Annotated in this window: 16 protein-coding genes; 5 read left to right on the plus strand and 11 right to left on the minus strand. The window is 63.7% G+C overall.

The features are described 5' to 3' along the window. Positions 1-27 precede the first annotated feature (27 nt). From E6P07_RS01210 to E6P07_RS01235, 6 genes are all read right to left on the minus strand, one after another. The gene (locus tag E6P07_RS01210) at positions 28-726 is read right to left on the minus strand and encodes an electron transport complex subunit E (protein WP_153973929.1); all 699 of its coding nucleotides are present in this window, start codon (positions 724-726) and stop codon (positions 28-30) included. Beyond that, complete coding sequence (gene rsxG, locus E6P07_RS01215; protein WP_153973930.1) at positions 726-1385, minus strand: electron transport complex subunit RsxG; 660 nt, start codon at positions 1383-1385, stop codon at positions 726-728. The genes E6P07_RS01210 and rsxG overlap by 1 nt, the downstream gene beginning before the upstream one ends. After that, on the minus strand, positions 1382-2422 hold the full coding sequence (gene rsxD / locus E6P07_RS01220; RefSeq protein ID WP_153973931.1) for an electron transport complex subunit RsxD: 1041 nt from the start codon (positions 2420-2422) through the stop codon (positions 1382-1384). The genes rsxG and rsxD overlap by 4 nt, the downstream gene beginning before the upstream one ends. A gap of 331 nt (positions 2423-2753) precedes the next feature. Further along, positions 2754-3293, minus strand: a complete 540-nt coding sequence (locus tag E6P07_RS01225) for a retropepsin-like aspartic protease family protein (protein WP_153973932.1) — start codon at positions 3291-3293, stop codon at positions 2754-2756. Continuing rightward, complete coding sequence (gene odhB, locus E6P07_RS01230; RefSeq protein WP_153973933.1) at positions 3286-4566, minus strand: 2-oxoglutarate dehydrogenase complex dihydrolipoyllysine-residue succinyltransferase; 1281 nt, start codon at positions 4564-4566, stop codon at positions 3286-3288. The genes E6P07_RS01225 and odhB overlap by 8 nt, the downstream gene beginning before the upstream one ends. Beyond that, the gene (locus E6P07_RS01235) at positions 4563-7436 is read right to left on the minus strand and encodes a 2-oxoglutarate dehydrogenase E1 component (RefSeq protein ID WP_153973934.1); all 2874 of its coding nucleotides are present in this window, start codon (positions 7434-7436) and stop codon (positions 4563-4565) included. The genes odhB and E6P07_RS01235 overlap by 4 nt, the downstream gene beginning before the upstream one ends. A gap of 237 nt (positions 7437-7673) precedes the next feature. Between E6P07_RS01235 and E6P07_RS01240 the strand changes: the two genes are divergently transcribed. The 3 genes from E6P07_RS01240 to E6P07_RS01250 all read left to right on the plus strand — a co-directional run bounded on the left by E6P07_RS01240 (position 7674) and on the right by E6P07_RS01250 (position 9797). Then, positions 7674-7931, plus strand: a complete 258-nt coding sequence (locus E6P07_RS01240; protein WP_153973935.1) for a hypothetical protein — start codon at positions 7674-7676, stop codon at positions 7929-7931. A gap of 165 nt (positions 7932-8096) precedes the next feature. Continuing rightward, positions 8097-9023: a hydroxymethylbilane synthase gene (gene hemC, locus E6P07_RS01245; RefSeq protein WP_153973936.1), complete on the plus strand. Its 927-nt coding sequence runs from the start codon at positions 8097-8099 to the stop codon at positions 9021-9023. 3 nt (positions 9024-9026) lie between these two features. Further along, positions 9027-9797, plus strand: coding sequence for a uroporphyrinogen-III synthase (locus E6P07_RS01250; RefSeq protein ID WP_153973937.1), 771 nt, complete (start codon positions 9027-9029; stop codon positions 9795-9797). Here E6P07_RS01250 and E6P07_RS01255 read toward each other — a convergent pair. Beyond that, complete coding sequence (locus E6P07_RS01255) at positions 9774-10421, minus strand: hypothetical protein (protein WP_153973938.1); 648 nt, start codon at positions 10419-10421, stop codon at positions 9774-9776. The genes E6P07_RS01250 and E6P07_RS01255 overlap by 24 nt on opposite strands. Positions 10422-10588: 167 nt before the next feature. Further along, on the minus strand, positions 10589-10876 hold the full coding sequence (locus E6P07_RS01260; RefSeq protein WP_153973939.1) for a 2Fe-2S iron-sulfur cluster-binding protein: 288 nt from the start codon (positions 10874-10876) through the stop codon (positions 10589-10591). A gap of 268 nt (positions 10877-11144) precedes the next feature. Between E6P07_RS01260 and E6P07_RS01265 the strand changes: the two genes are divergently transcribed. After that, entirely contained in the window at positions 11145-12011 is an 867-nt protein-coding gene (locus E6P07_RS01265) for an SDR family oxidoreductase (RefSeq protein ID WP_153973940.1), read from the plus strand. A 420-nt stretch (positions 12012-12431) separates the two neighbouring features. Then, positions 12432-12707, plus strand: coding sequence for an RNA recognition motif domain-containing protein (locus E6P07_RS01270; RefSeq protein WP_153973941.1), 276 nt, complete (start codon positions 12432-12434; stop codon positions 12705-12707). 16 nt (positions 12708-12723) lie between these two features. Here E6P07_RS01270 and ubiD read toward each other — a convergent pair whose 3' ends face one another. The 3 genes from ubiD to E6P07_RS01285 all read right to left on the minus strand — a co-directional run bounded on the left by ubiD (position 12724) and on the right by E6P07_RS01285 (position 16970). Next, positions 12724-14208 (minus strand): 4-hydroxy-3-polyprenylbenzoate decarboxylase, encoded by a 1485-nt coding sequence (ubiD, locus tag E6P07_RS01275; RefSeq protein ID WP_153973942.1) that lies wholly within the window; start codon positions 14206-14208, stop codon positions 12724-12726. Positions 14209-14227: 19 nt separating this feature from the next. Next, entirely contained in the window at positions 14228-16267 is a 2040-nt protein-coding gene (gene prlC, locus E6P07_RS01280; protein WP_153973943.1) for an oligopeptidase A, read from the minus strand. A 136-nt stretch (positions 16268-16403) separates the two neighbouring features. Continuing rightward, positions 16404-16970: a CNP1-like family protein gene (locus tag E6P07_RS01285; protein WP_170286777.1), complete on the minus strand. Its 567-nt coding sequence runs from the start codon at positions 16968-16970 to the stop codon at positions 16404-16406. Positions 16971-17120: the final 150 nt, after the last annotated feature.

Here is a 17120-nt window from a genome sequence, read left to right on the forward strand (position 1 = left end):
GGATACGAGGGCCGGTACGTTCTCGGTTCAGGTGGCCGTAACTGTTGTGGGCGCCGCCACGACGACCTGTGCCGCCGCCCGGCGCTTGGCGCGTTGGTCGAAGAGGTTTTTGAGCGCAATCATCAGGCCAAGGCCGATGAAGGCCCCAGGCGGCAGGATGGCGATCAGTGCGCCCTGGAAATCCTTGCCCAGGCTCAGCGAGAGCACCTTGGCCCAGTCGCCGAGCAGCAGATCGGCCTGATGGAACAGCGTGCCCTGACCGACAAGCTCACGCAGCCCACCGAGCGTGGTCAGCACCAGGGTCGCGCCCAGTCCCACCGCAAAACCATCGAGCAGCGCACGGTCGAGGCGATTCTTGGATGCAAATGCCTCGGCGCGACCGATGATGATGCAGTTGACTACGATCAGCGCGATGAACAGCCCCAGTACTTGATACAGGTCATAGAAAAACGCCTGCATGATCAGCTCGACCAGGGTGACGAAGGAGGCGATGACCAGGACGAACACCGGGATGCGGATCTCGGGCCGCACCAGATGACGTACCAGGGAAACCGTGCCGTTGGAACAGGTGATGACTGCCGTGGTCGCCAGGCCCATCCCAAGCCCATTGGTCGCCGAGGTCGTGGTCGCCAACAGCGGACAGAGCCCGAGCAGCGCCACCAGTGACTGGTTGTTGCTCCAGAGGCCGGCGCTGAGGATACGTCGATAGGATTGGGGTGCCGACATCAGCCCTGACCTCCGCTCGTTGGCCCGCCGGCCTGGTCCTCGCGGGGCGCGTAGAGCGCCTCGCCCTGTTGTTGGACATAGAGCAGGGTGTCACGCACCGCCTTGACGACCGAGCGCGGTGTGATGGTCGCCCCCGTGAACTGATCGAACTCACCGCCGTCGCGCCTCACCGCCCACTTCTCGAGCGGGGGGTTGGTCAGCGACTTACCGGTAAAGCCCAGCACCCAGTCCGACTTAGACTCCTCGATCTTGTCGCCGAGCCCAGGGGTTTCGTGATGCGAGACCACGCGCACCCCGCCCAGGGTGCCGTCGCGCAGCACCGACACCAAGAGCTTGATCGGACCGGCATAGCCGTCCGGGACCACGGGTTCGAGCACCACAGCGACCGGGGAGCCGTCGTGACGCGCGCGATAGACCTGGGTGAAATCGGCGCCGAGTAGCTGGCGCGCACTGACCTGGAGGCGGTCTTGGAGCGGATCATTGTTGACCTGCTCAGTGGGTAGGATGGTATCGAGCTTGCGCTTCATCGCCAGGTACTGGTTGTCGGCGATGCGTGCCTCGACCGAGTCATGCGTGATCGCGACCAAGGACACGCTGATGACGGCAAAGGCGCCGAGCAACCCGCCGGATAGCAGGAGAGAGACGAGCTTGGTCCTCATGTACGTGCGCTCCCATGTCCAAAGACACGCGGTTGGGTGTAGTAATCGATGGTCGGGGCGGCAATATTCATCAACAAGACCGCGAAGGCCACCGCGTCCGGATAGCCGCCCCAGGAGCGGATCACATAGACGATAAGACCGATACTGGCACCGAAGACGAGCTGGCCCTTCTTGGTAGTACAGGCCGTCACCGGATCGGTGGCGATGAAAAAGGCCCCGAGCATGGTGGCACCGCTGAACAGATGGAACAGGGGTGTCGGGTGCGTCTGCGGGGCGATGACCCAAAATAAGGCGGAGGCGGCCGTCAGGCCAAGTAGCATGGACACAGGGATGTGCCAGGTAATGATCCGTCGTACCAGGAGATAGGCCCCACCGAGCAGGAAGGCCACCCCGACCCATTCCCAGCCGCGTCCGCCGAGCAGGCCCCAGGTCCGGCTCTGGACGATCTGGTCGAGGGTTTGCCCCAGCTTGAGTTTGCCGCGCATCTCGTCGAGCGGGGTGGCCGAGGAGACGGCGTCCCATTCGAGCCCAGTCGGCAGCGCACCGCCCAGGATCAGACGCAACGACTCCATGAAGCTCAGCGGATGCTCGGCTAGCCCGGCGGGCGCCAGCCAGGTGGTCATGGCCACCGGATAGGAGACGAGCAAGAAGACATAGGCGGCCATCGCTGGGTTGAATGGGTTGTAGCCTAGGCCACCATAGAGCTGTTTGACCAGCACGATGGCAAAGAACATCCCGAGCAGGGTCAACCACCAAGGCAGCGTCGGCGAGACCGAGAGCGCAAACAGCACCGCCGTCACCACGGCGCTTAGATCACGCAGTGCGATCAGCGGCGGGCGTCCGCGCAGGAGCATCACGACGGTTTCGAACATCACCGCGAAGGTCACGGCGAGCACGATGTTGATCAGCAGACCCCAGCCGAAGAACCAGGTCATGACCAGGATGCCGGGGATGAGTGCCAGTAGCACTTCGAACATGATGCGATCGACCCGGTTCACTCGGGGCACATGGGGGGAGGAGATGATGGCGTTTTGCATGAAACAGGATCCGAAGGGTTGCTCCAGTGCACGGCTGGGCAACCTCGTTGAGGCGAAAAATAAGGTTGTAGATCGATCAGGGCCGTCAGCCGGCTTACCGGAACTCAACTAAACGCGTCCGTCTGGTCGAGTCGCGGACTGACAGGGGCGCAATCGCATCCGCCGTCCCATCCAACCAGGACTCTATCCCATCGCTTCCCAGATAGGCTCGGGGACGCGGGTTGGGATCGCCTCGGCGACCGACCTGGATCAAGGATCGACACCAACGTCATGGCCGGACCCAGCAGGGCAACGAGGATCAGACGGTTATAACGGAGTAATGCCGTCATCTTCAAGGTAACTGACCTCGCAGGGTCAGGGTATCGCCGCGCTGGATCAGTTCGAGCGGCTTGAGGAAGCTCATGCCCAGCAACACCTCGTCGTCCGGCATGTTCGGCAGCACGCTCGCGCGTACCCCATGCGCAACCAGGTCGCCGAGTTCGACCCGCGCCAGCCGCGTGGGCCAGGCGCGGGTGATCCCATTGGCGGTGTGGCTGGTCCCCTCCGGACCGAGCCTCAGATCCAGCCGCTGCGCCAGGTCCAACGACAGTGCCACCTCGGTTGCGCCCGTGTCGATCAGAAAGCGCACCGGCTCGCCGTTGATCTTGCCGCTTGCGACATAGTGCCCGGCCCGATTGCGTCGGAGCGTCACCTCGACCACGCCATCGGCCCCCTGGAGACTGAGCGGATGCGGATTGGGGTTGTGGTCCCGCTCCAGCCATTGATGGAAGAACAGCCCAAGCGACGCCAGCCCCGAGACCCAGGCCCCAAACAGCATGGCCCGACCCAGTCGGGCCGGCCAGTCGTCGCGGATAGGCCCCTCGTCAGACACGCAACAGCAACCGCACCGGGTCTTCCACCAGCTCCTTGATCGCGACCAGGAACTGCACCGCCTCGCGCCCATCGATGAGCCTGTGGTCATAGGTGAGTGCCAGATACATCATGGGCGCGACCAGGATCTGACCGTCCTTGACGATCGGACGCTCCTGGATCCGGTGCAGACCCAGGATGGCGCTCTGCGGCGGGTTGAGGATCGGGGTCGAGAGCAGCGAGCCGAACACCCCGCCGTTGGTGATCGAGAAGGTGCCCCCTGTGAGCTCTTCATAGCTGAGGCTGCCGTCCTTGGCCTTGCGGGCGAACTCGGCGATGCCCTGCTCGATCTCGGCCATGCCGAGCCGGTCGGCGTTGCGCAGGATCGGCACCACCAGACCGCGCGGCGAGCTCACGGCGATGCCGATGTCGTAATAGCCGTGATAGAGGATGTCCTCGCCGTCGATCGCGGCATTGAGCACCGGAAAGCGTTGCAGCGCCTCGACCACGGCCTTGACGAAGAACGCCATCAGCCCCAGCCGCACGCCGTGGCGCTGCTCGAAGGTCTCTTTGTAGCGCGCACGCAGGGCGTTGACCGCACTCAGATCGACCTCGTTGAAGGTGGTCAGCAGTGCGGCGTTCTGCTGGGCCTGAAGCAACCGCTCGGCGATGCGCGCACGCAGCCGGGTCATGGGTACGCGCCGTTCGGGGCGAGGGCCTGTTGCGGTCTCGCCCGTGGATTCCGGTGGCTGGGGGTCAGCGCCGGGGGCGCTGCGAGTAGCGGCGAGATCCGGATGACGCTCCGGCACCTGACCTTCGCGCGCGTCCAGATAGGCCAGGACATCGGCCTTCTGGATGCGCCCGTCGCGGCTGGGGATCTGGCTCGGATCCAGGTGGAGCTCCCTGACCAGCTGGCGCGCCGAGGGGGTAAGATGGGGGGAGGCGCCTGTCTGAGGCCCCCCTTCACCCAATCCCTCTTCTGCGAGTGGAGTGGGACTTTTCGTCGGCTGGGAGGCGGCAGGGGGTGTGGGCGTTGCGCCGGGCAGGGCGCTCACCGCCCCCTCGTCGATCAGCGCCAGCACTTCATCGGCCTGTACCCGCGCGCCTTCCTCAGCCAGGATCTCCCTGAGTACGCCGGCACGCGGAGACGGCACCTCTAGGATCACCTTGTCGGTCTCCAGCTCGACCAGAGGCTCGCCCTCCCTGACCACCTCGCCCGGCCCCTTGCTCCAGGTCAGCACCCGTGCATCGGTGACGGATTCGGGCAGGGCAGGCACGCGGACTTCGAGACTCATTGGGGTGAGATCCTTTGATTCATGGCCGGATTGTAATGGCCGCTCAGGGCCTCGCCGATCAGACGCTCCTGCTGCTCGACATGGGCGACGCGATGACCGACGGCCGGCGCGGCGGAGGGCGGTCGTCCGACATAATACAGCCGCTGGCCGTCCTGGATGAGCGGAGAGAGCCGGTGCTTGATCTGGTCCCAAGCGCCCTGGTTCTGGGGCTCCTCCTGACACCAGACGATCTCCTCGACCCTCGAATAGGGGGCGAGTGCGCGCGCCAGCGCCTGCTTGGGGAAGGGATAGAGCTGCTCGATGCGCAGCAGCACGACATTGGTCTGACCACGGGCGCGCCGGGCCTCCAGCAGCTCGTAATAGACCTTGCCGCTACAGAGGATGACGCGCTCGACCCCCGCGGGATCGATGGGGTCGATCTCGTGGATCAGTACCTGATACTGCCCGCAGGTCAGCTCCTCGAGCGCGGACACGGAGAGCCGATGGCGCAGCAGACTCTTGGGCGTCATCACGATCAAAGGTGTGCGATAGGGACGCACTATCTGACGTCGCAGCAGGTGGAACATCTGCGCCGGTGTGGTCGGTACGCAGACCTGGATATTGTGCCCGGCGCAGAGCTGCAAGAAGCGCTCGGGACGCGCCGAGGAGTGCTCGGCGCCCTGGCCCTCTAGCCCGTGCGGCAGCAACAGCACCAGACCGCAGTACAGCCCCCACTTGACCCCAGCCGAGGTGATGAACTGGTCGATGACCACCTGCGCCCCATTGGCGAAGTCGCCGAACTGGGCCTCCCAGAGCGTGAGTGCATGCGGCTCGGCGGTGGCAAAGCCGTATTCATAGCCGAGTACGGCCTCTTCTGACAGGATGGAATCGATGGCGATGAAGGCGCCCTGATGCGGACCGAGATGCTGGAGCGGGGTGTAGGACTCGCCGGTCTTTTGATCATGGACCTTGGCATGGCGGTGGAAGAAGGTGCCGCGTCCAACGTCCTGACCCGAGAGCCGCACCGGGACCCCGGCATCGAGCAGGGTGGCATAGGCCAGGGTCTCGGCATAGCCCCAATCGAGGGGCTGATCGCCCTGGGCCATCTTGTGCCGTTCTTCCCAGACCTTCTCCACCCGTGGATGGAGGCTGAAGCCCTCGGGTAGGCGCAGCATGGACGCCGTGAGCGCGCGCAGCCTCTCCAGGGGTACACCGGTGTCGAGGTCTTGATCCCAGTGCGTCCCACGGCAGAAGCTCCAATCGACCCGCATGCGCCGATCCAGATCGCAGAGCACCGGGCGTGCGGTCACCACCCCCTGTTCGATCGACTCGCGATAGCACGCAACCATCGCCTGCTCTTCCGCCCGGGTGAGCACACCCTGGGCAATCAAGCGCTCGGCATAGATCGCGCGCGGTGTTGGGTGGCTACGGATCTTCTGATACATCATCGGCTGGGTAACCGCCGGTTCATCGGCCTCGTTGTGTCCGAGTCGGCGATAGCAGATCAGATCGATGATGACGTCCTTGTGGAACCTGTTGCGGAAGTCGAGCGCGAGCCGGGTGACGAAGATCACGGCCTCGGGGTCGTCGCCGTTTACATGGAACACCGGGGCCTCGACCATCTTGGCGACATCGGTGCAATAGGGCGTGGAACGCGCATCGAGCGGGTGGCTGGTGGTAAAACCGATCCGATTATTGACGACGATGTGCACTGTGCCGCCGGTGCCATAGCTGCGCGTCTGCGACAGTTGCAGGGTCTCCATCACCACGCCCTGACCGGCGAAGGCTGCGTCCCCATGGATGAGCACTGGCAGCACCTGATCGCCGGTGCGATCGCCGCGGCGGCGCTGACGCGCGCGCACCGAGCCCTGGATCACCGGGTCGATGATCTCCAGGTGCGAGGGATTGAACCCGAGCACCAGATGGACGATCCCGCCGGGGGTCTCGACATCCGTGGCAAAGCCCAGGTGATACTTGACGTCGCCAACCATCTGACGCCAGTCCATCTGGATCCTGTCTTCGAACTCGTTGAAGATCGCAGCCGGCGGCTTGCCGAAGATATTGATGAGCACATTGAGCCGTCCGCGGTGGGCCATGCCGATCACGATCTCCTGCATCCCCTGGCGTCCGGCGCGCTGGATCAGCTCGTCGAGCAGCGGAATGAGTGCCTCGCCCCCTTCCAGCGAAAAACGCTTCTGACCCACATAGCGCTGGTGGAGATACCGCTCGATCCCCTCGGCGGCGGTCAGGAGTCTGAGCAGCCAGCGCCGGCCCTCGCTATCCAGCTCGGGTCGGGCGCGATAGCCTTCCAGTCGCTTCTGGATCCAGCGCTTCTCCTGGGTGCTGGTGATGTGCATGTATTCGGAGCCGACCGTGCCGCAATAGGTCTCCCGAACGATGGCGAGGATCTCGCGCAGCGACAGGCGATCTGGCGCATAGAGCGAGCCGGTGTTGAAGACCTGGTCCAGGTCTTCCGGACTCAGATTGTGATATTCGAGGTCGAGGTCGACGACGTGCGGCGTCTCGCGCAACCGAATCGGATCGATGTCGGCGACCTGATGGCCGCGATAGCGGTAGGCATTGATGAGACTGAGCACGGCCGCCTGTCTCTCGGCGGCAGCCGGGTCGAGACAGGCGTTCGAGCGCGTGGTGGCACCTGCACACGGCTCCTGGGCCAAACGCCGGAAGTTGTCACGGATCGGGCCATGCGGCGTCTCGGCGACGAGCGAGGCATTGGCCGTCTCGCGGCGCAGTCTGTCGAAGCGTGTGCGCCAGGCGGCATCGATGCACTCTGGGTCGACGAGATAACGCTCGTAGAGATCCTCGATGAAGGCGGCGTTGCCGCCGTAGAGCGCGCTTGAGCCCCGGAACGAATCTAAACGTTTGCCCATGCGGAATTTCGATTGTATTTGTTGGTCTGCCATTCTTAGTCAAAAGATCCAGCACGACGCCGGTGGACGCGGGCCCAGGGCGCAGGTTTTATAGCATACTCGACAGGGCGCCCGACACGCCGGTCGCCGACGGCGCAGGCTGCACGAAGCCAATTGAAATGATCGCGTTATTCAATGCTTGAGACCTTAGACCAAGACGACAGGGCGATAGGCGTGCCGCCGAAGACGAGAGTACTCATGCCAAAAGATCCGGATCCCGCTGAACGTCTTTTGACACCTGATTTCGCGCTCGATCACCAACGGCGTCTGCGCGAGGTGCGTATCCATCTGGCCAAGCTCGAGGCCGACATCGCCTATTTTGAGGCGCGTCTCGAACTGATCGGTGAGCCCAGCAGCAGCAACAGTGTCGCGCAACGCAAGCTGTTTACGCTGCTGCAAAAGGCCACGGCCAAGCAGATCCTCGACACCCGAAGCCACCATTCCGAACTGCGCTGAAGTGGTCTCAATGCAGCGATCCGAGACCTGCCGCGCCATCCTGTGACACAATCGCGCTTCAGGCCGCATCCCTGCGGTCGATCAATCTTGTTTTCAATCTTGAACCCTGTCGTCACGACGTCCGCGCCCGTTGCGGTCGAACGCGGTTCGATTCCAGGATCCACTATGTCCAATAGCATTCGCATCGCCACCCGCAAGTCTCCTTTGGCCCTGTGGCAGGCCGAGCATGTCGCCGCCCGCCTCAAGGCGCTCCATCCCGATCTCAGGGTCGAGATCATCGGCATGACCACCAAGGGTGACCAGCTGCTCGACTCGCCCCTGTCCAAGGTCGGCGGCAAGGGTCTGTTCGTCAAGGAGTTGGAACAGGGGATGCTGGCCGGTGAGGCGGATATCGCCGTGCACTCGATGAAAGACGTGCCGGTCGAGTTGCCCGAGGGTCTACATCTGGCGGTGATCATGGAGCGTGAGAATCCCCATGACGCCTTCGTCTCCAATACCTATACGCGCCTCGCTGAGCTGCCGGCGGGGGCCTGTGTCGGGACCTCCAGTCTGCGCCGTCAGTGTCAGCTCGCCGATCGGCGTCCCGACCTGCGCATCGAGCCGCTGCGCGGCAACGTCAACACCCGTCTGGCCAAGCTCGATGCCGGTGAGTTCGATGCCATCATCCTGGCCGCCGCCGGACTGATCCGGCTCGGTTTCGCGTCGCGCATCCGGGACACCCTTGATCCAGACGACTCGCTGCCGGCCATCGGCCAGGGCGCCATCGGCATCGAGTGTCGGATCGAGGACGCGCGCGTGCATCAGCTCATCGCTCCGCTGGCCGACCGTGACACCAGCGACCGCGTGCGCGCCGAGCGCGCCCTGAACGCCCGGCTCAATGGCGGCTGCCAGGTGCCGATCGGCGGCCATGCGGTGCTCGAGGGCGATCGGCTCATCCTCAAGGGGCTCGTCGGCACCACCGATGGCACGCGCATCCTGCGCGCCACGGCATCTGGTCCGCGCAGCGAGCCCGAGGCGATCGGGGTGCGGGTGGCCGAGGATCTGCTCGCTCAGGGCGCTGATGCCATCCTAAACGCACTCCTGGGGCACTGAGCCATGATCAGGGCCGTCGATCTCGCCGGTCGTGGCGTGCTGGTGACCCGCCCTGCCGGTCAGGCTGAACCGCTGTGCCGCCTGATCGAGGCGGCGGGCGGGCGCGCCATCCGTTTTCCGACCATCGCCATCGCGCCGACCCACGACCCGAGGGCCAAGGCGCTCCTGGGTGAGCCCTGGGATCTGATGTATTTCGTCAGTCCCAATGCGGTCGAGCAGGCACTGGCCCTGGTCGGCACTGGCACCTGGCCAGGGGTGAAATGGGTCGCAGCGGTCGGGCGCGGCACGGCACGCGCGCTCGCCGCGGCTGGACGGGCGCCCGATCTGGTCCCGAATGGGCGTTACGAGAGCGAGGCGCTGCTTGAGATGCCGGAACTCTCTGACATGCGTGGTCGCAGGGTCTTGATCGTGCGCGGTGTTGGCGGGCGCGAGCTCTTCGCCCGGACCCTGAGCGAGCGCGGGGCCGAGGTGTACTACGCCGAGGTCTATCGGCGCGTGCGACCCGAGGTCGACCCGACCCAGGTGTTGGCCCGCTGGAGGCATGAGGTCCATCTGGTGACGGTGACCAGCGATGAGATCTTGCTCAATCTGGTTGCGCTCTTGGGCGAAGCGGGACGAGCGCCACTCCTGGAGACGCCCCTGGTCGTGATCGCCGAACGCACCGCTCAGACCGCGCGTGATCTGGGCTTCCAGACCATCCGGGTGGCCGAGCGTGCCGACGACGAGTCCATCCTACAGGCATTGATCGCGCTATTCGGAGGTTCGTTGCTCTAGCGGACGGTTCGGCAAAAGGCCGTCCCGTTGCATCTGAGCGATCACCTCGTCGATCACCTGGCTGAGTGTGGTGTGCTCCGAGTTGGGGTCGAGCGGCTGGGAACGACCCGACCACACCAGCCGTTCTTGCTTGGCGTCATAGAGGTTGGTCTCGAGCCGCAACGCCTTGGGATCGCTGTAATATCCAGGGGTGGAGACCTCGTCATAGACCCGGCTGAAATAGCCGATCAGGTGATGATCGTGATCCGGCACCGAGCCAATCCGCGCCGCCGGCTGGGTGCTGGCTGACTCGTCGGTCACCAGATGGGTGATGAGGACACCATCGGCCTTGACCTTCGCATAGCCTTCGGTCATCCGTGCCAAGCGACCCAGCTGGCGATCCGACACCAGCTCGTGTGAAGCCCAGGTGGTGATACCGAGCGTCTGGAGCCGCTTGACGAAATTGTCTTCGTAGGCGCGCCTGACCTTCGGGTTGTTGGTCACGCCGAAGACCACCAGGCGCTCATACTGTCTGGGTGTCTGACCCGGCTGGATCCAGACCGAGGAGACCGGACCTGTGGCAGCACAGGCCCCCAGGAGGAATGCCAGCGAACCAGCGATCAAGAGGCGTACTCTGGGATACATCGATCGGCTCCAGTACCGACACCGCCTCAAGAGGACAAGCTGAGGCGGCGCCCTTTGGACGAGTTCGGTTGGGGACAAGCGGTTATAGGTCTTTGGACCACCCGGTCTGCTGTGACGCGAAGGCGCAGAATCAGTATGCCCAAGCCGAACCCTCCTGCCCAGCGCGTTCAGAATCTGAGCGCAGACGGCGGCGTAAGTTCGATGATCAAGTTGGACCGCGCCACGGCCTGACAGGTCAAGCAGGTACCAGCCGGTCGGCCGTGGAGTGCCTCGATCTCTCCACTGGGAGAGTCGATGACGCCACTCTTGAGCGTGATCGCACAGGCGCCACAATAGCCGCTGCGACAACCGTTGGGTAGGTCGATCCCCTGGCGCAGCGCGGCCTTAAGCAGGGTCTCGCCTGGATCGGACTCGAAGCTTGGGCCAGCAGGTAGGATCTGGATGTTGAAATTCATAGACCCTCCGCAAGGAAACCCGCGACTTGAGTCGCGGGAGGAATGGCGGGTGCGCGAAGCGCACCATGTGGTGTATAATACAGTGTGGTCTCCGGGCGCACGCCGACTGCAACGCCAGTCGAAACCTGGCCCGGATTGGCAGCGGAGCCCCGCTGCCAAGGGCGGCTGTAAACACGCCCAATGTTGGGGATGCGGTCAACCATGTTTGCTGTGTCTCACAATAAAGCCTTCGACTTCAATCGAGGGTTGTTTACGCGGAAGCAAACTCATGTCAGACATTGTGATTGTAGGCTGTGGCTATGTGGGCGAGCGTTTGGCACGCCAATACCTCGACGCGGGTGAATCCGTCATTGGTTTGGTTCGGAGTCGGGACGGGCTGGAGCGTTTGGCCGCCGCCGGCATCCCTGCCATGCGCCTCGATCTGTCCGGAGACGATCCCATCCCCTGCGCGCTCGCCGGCGCACGTCTGTTCCATCTGGCGCCACCGCCCTCTCAAGGACGCGAGGATCTCTATACGCGCCGTTTGATCCAGTCCTTCGACCAGGCCGGTCATCCACGCCGCCTCGTCTATATCAGCACCACAGGCGTCTATGGCGACTGCGCCGGTGCCTGGATCGATGAGGACTGGCCGACGCGTCCAACCCTGGAACGTTCGCTCAGACGTCTGGATGCCGAAGACGCGCTGCGCGGCTGGAGCCGCGACCAGGGCGGTGAGCTGATCGTGCTGCGAGTGGCCGGTATCTATGGCCCTGGGCGCCTGCCGCTGGAGCGCCTGAGGCATGGTCTGCCCCTGGTGCGTCCCGAAGAGGCGCCCTACAGCAACCGGATCCATGTCGATGATCTAGTCGCAGTCTGTGTCGCGGCCATGGAACGCGGGCGCCCCGGCGCCATCTTCAACGTCAGCGATGGCCATCCGACCACCATGACCGATTATTTTATCCAGGTCGCCAAGGCCGCCGGCCTGCCTCAGCCGCCGCTGATCAGTCTGGCCGAGGCCACCACCCATCTATCCGAGGGCATGCTGGGCTATATGAGCGAATCGCGCCGGCTGTCCAATCGCCGTCTGCGCGAGGAACTGGGTATCGAGTTGCGGTATCCGACCCTAGCCGAGGGTTTGGCACAGGCGCTTCGATAAGGGTTCGACCTGCCAGCAGGGCTTGAGCCTCGGCACGAACCAAAGTTGACGCAAGGGCGCACATCTACTAGTTTTTATCCAAACTGCAATCGGCGGCCGAGGCCAGGATCCCAATCAGCCACGCGAGCATTCAAGCATTCTTCCGGGAATCGGGGTTTGCACTGGCCAGGCGTCGCCTCGTATCCAGCCTATCCGATCGGCGGTTCGACTGCCCCACTCCTAAAATCGGCCTATTGTCCACCCCGGGGTGCTCATCCGGTTGATCACCCGCTCTGTCTCCGATACACACATTTACAGCTTCTTTGTCTCATCCGAAGGGGCTGGATCTCTTCAACGACTGTCGCGGCAACCTGTGTGTCGGCCGTGACGGTATCGATTGATCGACACACACCTCCATGATGAGCGCGAGAGACAGCAGCGATGAGGATCTACGTAGGCAACCTGCCCTATAGCGTAAACGACGACGAGCTAAGGAGCGTCTTTAGCCAGTTCGGCGAGCTGGTCGCCGCCGAGGTGATCAGGGACAAGTTCTCGGGTCAGTCGAAGGGATTCGGTTTCGTCGACATGCCCAACAAGGCCGAGGCCGATGCGGCCATCAAGGCCCTGAACGAAACCGAGATGAAGGGGCGCAAACTGACCGTCAACGAGGCCAGACCGCGCGCCGAGCGCCCCCGCGGAGGGAGTGGCCGTTATTGATCGATCTTGAACCGCGTCAGTCCGGGCGCGGTTCGAGCCTGATTCCTAATGCCCCCCAGATCCGGTCAACCCGTTCGCGCACGCCCTCGTCCATGCGGATCGGGCGGCCCCATTCGCGTGTCGTCTCGCCCGGCCACTTGTTGGTGGCGTCGAGGCCGATCTTCGACCCTAGACCTGAAACGGGCGAGGCGAAATCCAGATAGTCGATCGGCGTGTTCTCGATCAGCAGGGTGTCGCGTGCCGGGTCCATGCGCGTGGTCAGGGCCCAGATGACATCGCTCCAGTTACGGGTATTGACGTCCTCATCGACCACGATCACGAACTTGGTGTACATGAACTGACGCAGAAACGACCACACACCCAGCATCACCCGTTTGGCGTGTCCCGGATATTGCTTGCGGATGCTGACCACGGCGAGCCGGTAGGAACAGCCCTCAGGCGGCAGATAGAAGTCCTGGATCTCGGGGAACTGCTTGCGCAGGAGGGGTATGAACACCTCATTCAGGGCCACGCCTAACACGGCCGGCTCATCGGGCGGGCGCCCGGTGTAGGTGCTGTGATAGATGGGATCGCGTCGATGGGTCATGCGCTCGATGGTGAACACCGGGAAGGTCTCGACCTCGTTGTAATAGCCCGTGTGGTCACCGAAGGGCCCCTCAGGGGCCGTGTCGTCCGGGTAGATATGGCCTTCGAGCACGATCTCGGCGTTGGCCGGAACCTGGAGGTCGGATTCCAGACAGGCTGCAAGCTCAGTGCGACTGCCGCGCAGCAGACCGGCGAAGGCATATTCAGACAGGGTATCGGGCACTGGCGTCACCGCGGCCAGCAGGGTCGCCGGGTCGGCACCTAGCGCCACCGCGACCGGAAAGGGTTTACCCGGATTGGCACGTTTCCAGTCGCGATAGTCGAGCGCCCCGCCGCGATGCGACAGCCAGCGCATGATGACCCGGTTGGGTCCAAGTACCTGCATCCGATAGATGCCGAGGTTGTGGCGCGGCTTCTCCGGACCGCGCGTGATCACCAGTCCCCAGGTGATGAGCCGGGCGACATCGCCCGGCCAGCAGCGTTGGATCGGCAGCCGACCCAGATCGACCTCCAGACCGCTCAGTGAGACCTCCTGACAGGCCGGATTGCGCCGTACCCTGGGCGCCATATCGAGCACCTTCTTAAAGATCGGCAGCGTCTCCCAGGTCTGCTTCAGTCCCCTGGGCGGATCGGGTTCCTTGAGGAACGCAAGGAGTTGCCCGACCTCGCGCAAGGCTTCGACCGACTCCTCGCCCATGCCGAGCGCGACCCGCTTGGGTGTTCCGAACAGGTTGGCGAGCAATGGGATGTTCGAGCCCCTGGGTCGCTCGAACAACAGCGCCGGACCGCCCGCACGGAGGGTGCGGTCACAGATCTCAGTGATCTCCAGATCGGGATCGACCTCGAGCGTGACGCGGTGCAGCTCGTCGCGCTGTTCGAGCTGATCGATGAAGTCGCGCAGATCGCGGTATTGCATCCTGGTTCGAGACCCCTCATTAAGCCGCTTCGGTAACGATGCCCGAATGGCGCAACAGCGCATCGATCTGCGGCTCGCGTCCGCGAAACCTCACGAACAGCGTCATCGCATCCTCCGCGCCGCCTTGCTCTAGGATGTTCTCCAGGAAGGAACGCCCGGTCGCGGCATCGAAGACGCCGCGTTCTTCAAACAGCGAGAAGGCATCCGCCGCGAGCACCTCGGCCCATTTGTAGCTGTAGTACCCCGCCGCATAACCGCCGGCGAAGATGTGCGAAAAGCTGTGCGCGAAGCGGTGGAAGGCGGGTGGGCGGACCACGGCGACCTGATCGCGAACCGACTCCAGGATCTCATAGATGCGCCCGCCGCGTCCTGGGTCATATTCGTAGTGCAGCCTAAAGTCGAACAGCGCAAACTCGAGCTGCCGCACCATCTGCATCGCCGACTGAAAGTTCTTGGCCGCGATCATGCGGCTGTAGAGCGCTTCGGGCAGCGGGGCGCCGGTCTCCCAGTGCGCGGCGAACAGATCCAGCGACGCGCGCTCCCAACACCAATTCTCCAAGAACTGGCTCGGAAGTTCGACCGCATCCCAGGGTACGCCGTTGATCCCGGCCACACCCGGATAGTCGATGCGCGTGAGCATGTGATGCAGTCCGTGCCCGAACTCGTGAAACAGCGTCAATACCTCGTCATGGGTCAGGAGCGAGGGTCTGTCCCCGACCGGCGGGCTAAAGTTGCAGACCAGATAGGCGACCGGGATCTGATCACAGCGGCTGGTGTGCATCCGATTGGTGCAGACATCCATCCAGGCCCCGCCGCGCTTGTTCGGGCGCGCGAAGGGATCGAGATAGAACTGGGCGCGCAGCGCGCCGCTGGGATCTCGGATCTCGAAGAAACGCACGTCCGGGTGATAGGTGTCGAACTCGGGCACCTCCTGGATCCGGATGCTAAACAGCCGTTCGGCCACGCCGAACAGCCCGAACAGGACGCGCGTGATCGGGAAGTAGGGACGCAGCTCCTCCTGGCTGATCTGGTAATGATGGATGCGTAGCTTTTCGGAGTAATAGGGGATATCCCAGGGTTCCAGCGACTCGACGCCATGCTGCTCATGCGCGAATGCCTCCAGTTCGGCCAGCTCGCGCCGTGCCTGTCCGACCGAGCGCGCGGCCAGGTCGTTGAGAAACCCAAAGACCTCCTCGGGTGAACGGGCCATCTTGGTCGCGAGCGAGCGCTCGGCATAGTTGGCGAAGCCAAGCAATTGGGCCAGCTCGTGACGCAGGGCGAGGATGCGCTCCATGATCTCGGTATTGTCCCAGCGCCCGGCGTGGGGCCCCTGATCCGAGGCGCGTGTGCCGAAGGCCTGGTAGAACTCGAAGCGCAGCGCGCGGTCGTCGGCATAGGTCATGACCGGCAGGTAATAGGGCATGTCGAGCGTGAACATCCAGCCATCCAGTCCCTGACCTTCGGCGTTCTGACGCGCCAGCGCCAGCAACGACTCGGGCAGACCGGCGAGTCGTGCTGGGTCTTCGATATGCTTGCTCCAGGCATTGGTCGCATCCAGCACGTTTTCGGAATAGGTGCTGGTCAGCTGGGCGAGCTCCTGGCTAATCGCCTTGTAACGGGTCTTCTGCTCAGGCGGCAGGTCCACGCCCGAGAGATGGAAGTCACGCAGCGCGTTCTCCAGTAGCTTGCGCTGCGCCCTGTCCAGATGCTCCTGGGCCGCGACCGCGCGATAGGCCCGAAACAACGCCTCGTTCTGACCGACCTCGGTACCGTACTCGCTGAGTTTGGGCAGACAGGCGTTATAGGCCGCGCGCAGCGCCTCGCTGTTGAGCACGGCATTGAGGTGTCCGACCGGTGACCAGGCGCGGTTTAAGCGATCATCGACCTCGTCGAGTGGCTCGATAAAGTTCTCCCAGGTCGGCACCTCGATCTCGCGCGTCAGGCGTTCGATGGTGGCGCGACACTCGGCCAGCCGGGCATCGATGGCCGGCTCGACGTGCTCGGGGCGGATCAGATGGAAGGCGGGCAGACCAGTGTGATCGAGGAGCGGATTGGACATGGGGCGTGATCCGTGGTCGGTTGACGGTGTTCGGTGGGGGCGTGATCAGCGGCTGGTCATGATAAAGCCTTGCGCGTCAGACCAACAAAAGATTCGCATCTACAGACCGTCGTCATTCAAGCGCCTGCGCGGCGGTTCAGTCTGGCAGAAAGCCGCTGTTCTGGTGTGGGGCGATGTGGCCCTGGAGCGAGCGTTTGATGTCATTGAGCGGACGCGGCTTGAAGGCGCGCGGGATGCAGAAATGTTGGCTCCAAAGCTCGACTCGATAGCGCTCGGCCCCCGGACCGAGCGCTTGCCAGTCTTGGTTCACGGGCATCCATCCGCTGTCGGTGCCATAGGCAAAGACCCGATACCGACCCCGGGGTGTACAGCGGATGCCCTCGAATGAGAGATTGTCGGTGCCCCTGCCAGGGCGGGCGATCAGGGTATAGCGCACCACCTCGTCGGGGCCGATGCTCAGATTCCGTCCGTCGATGAAATAGCGAAAGGGGGTTGGTGGGCCATCGAGTCTGAATTCGATCAGATCCGCCTCATCCGGCGGTGGTGGCAGGCGGGTCAGCGCCTCGGTCCAGGGTGTTGCCGGCTTGACGCTCGATGGCGTGAAGGGTTCAGGCCCATGGATGAAGGGGCTCTCTTCGGCCAGGAGCGAGCTGGACCACAGGAGCGGGGGCACAAGGAGCTGTGTGAATCGAATCTGTCTCATGCGTGTGAGGGCCATCCAGCGAGCAAGGCGATCCTGATGCGATGGGATCCGGCGTGGGGCGAGTGGATCGCGTGATCCGTCCGGTCCGGCTTGCAACTCAATAGTACCATTCGACAGTCTTTCCGTTCGCTGGGCAATGGGGCCGCCGGA

This window comes from Thermochromatium tepidum ATCC 43061 (assembly GCF_009664085.1).
GTDB classification, from domain to species: domain Bacteria; phylum Pseudomonadota; class Gammaproteobacteria; order Chromatiales; family Chromatiaceae; genus Thermochromatium; species Thermochromatium tepidum.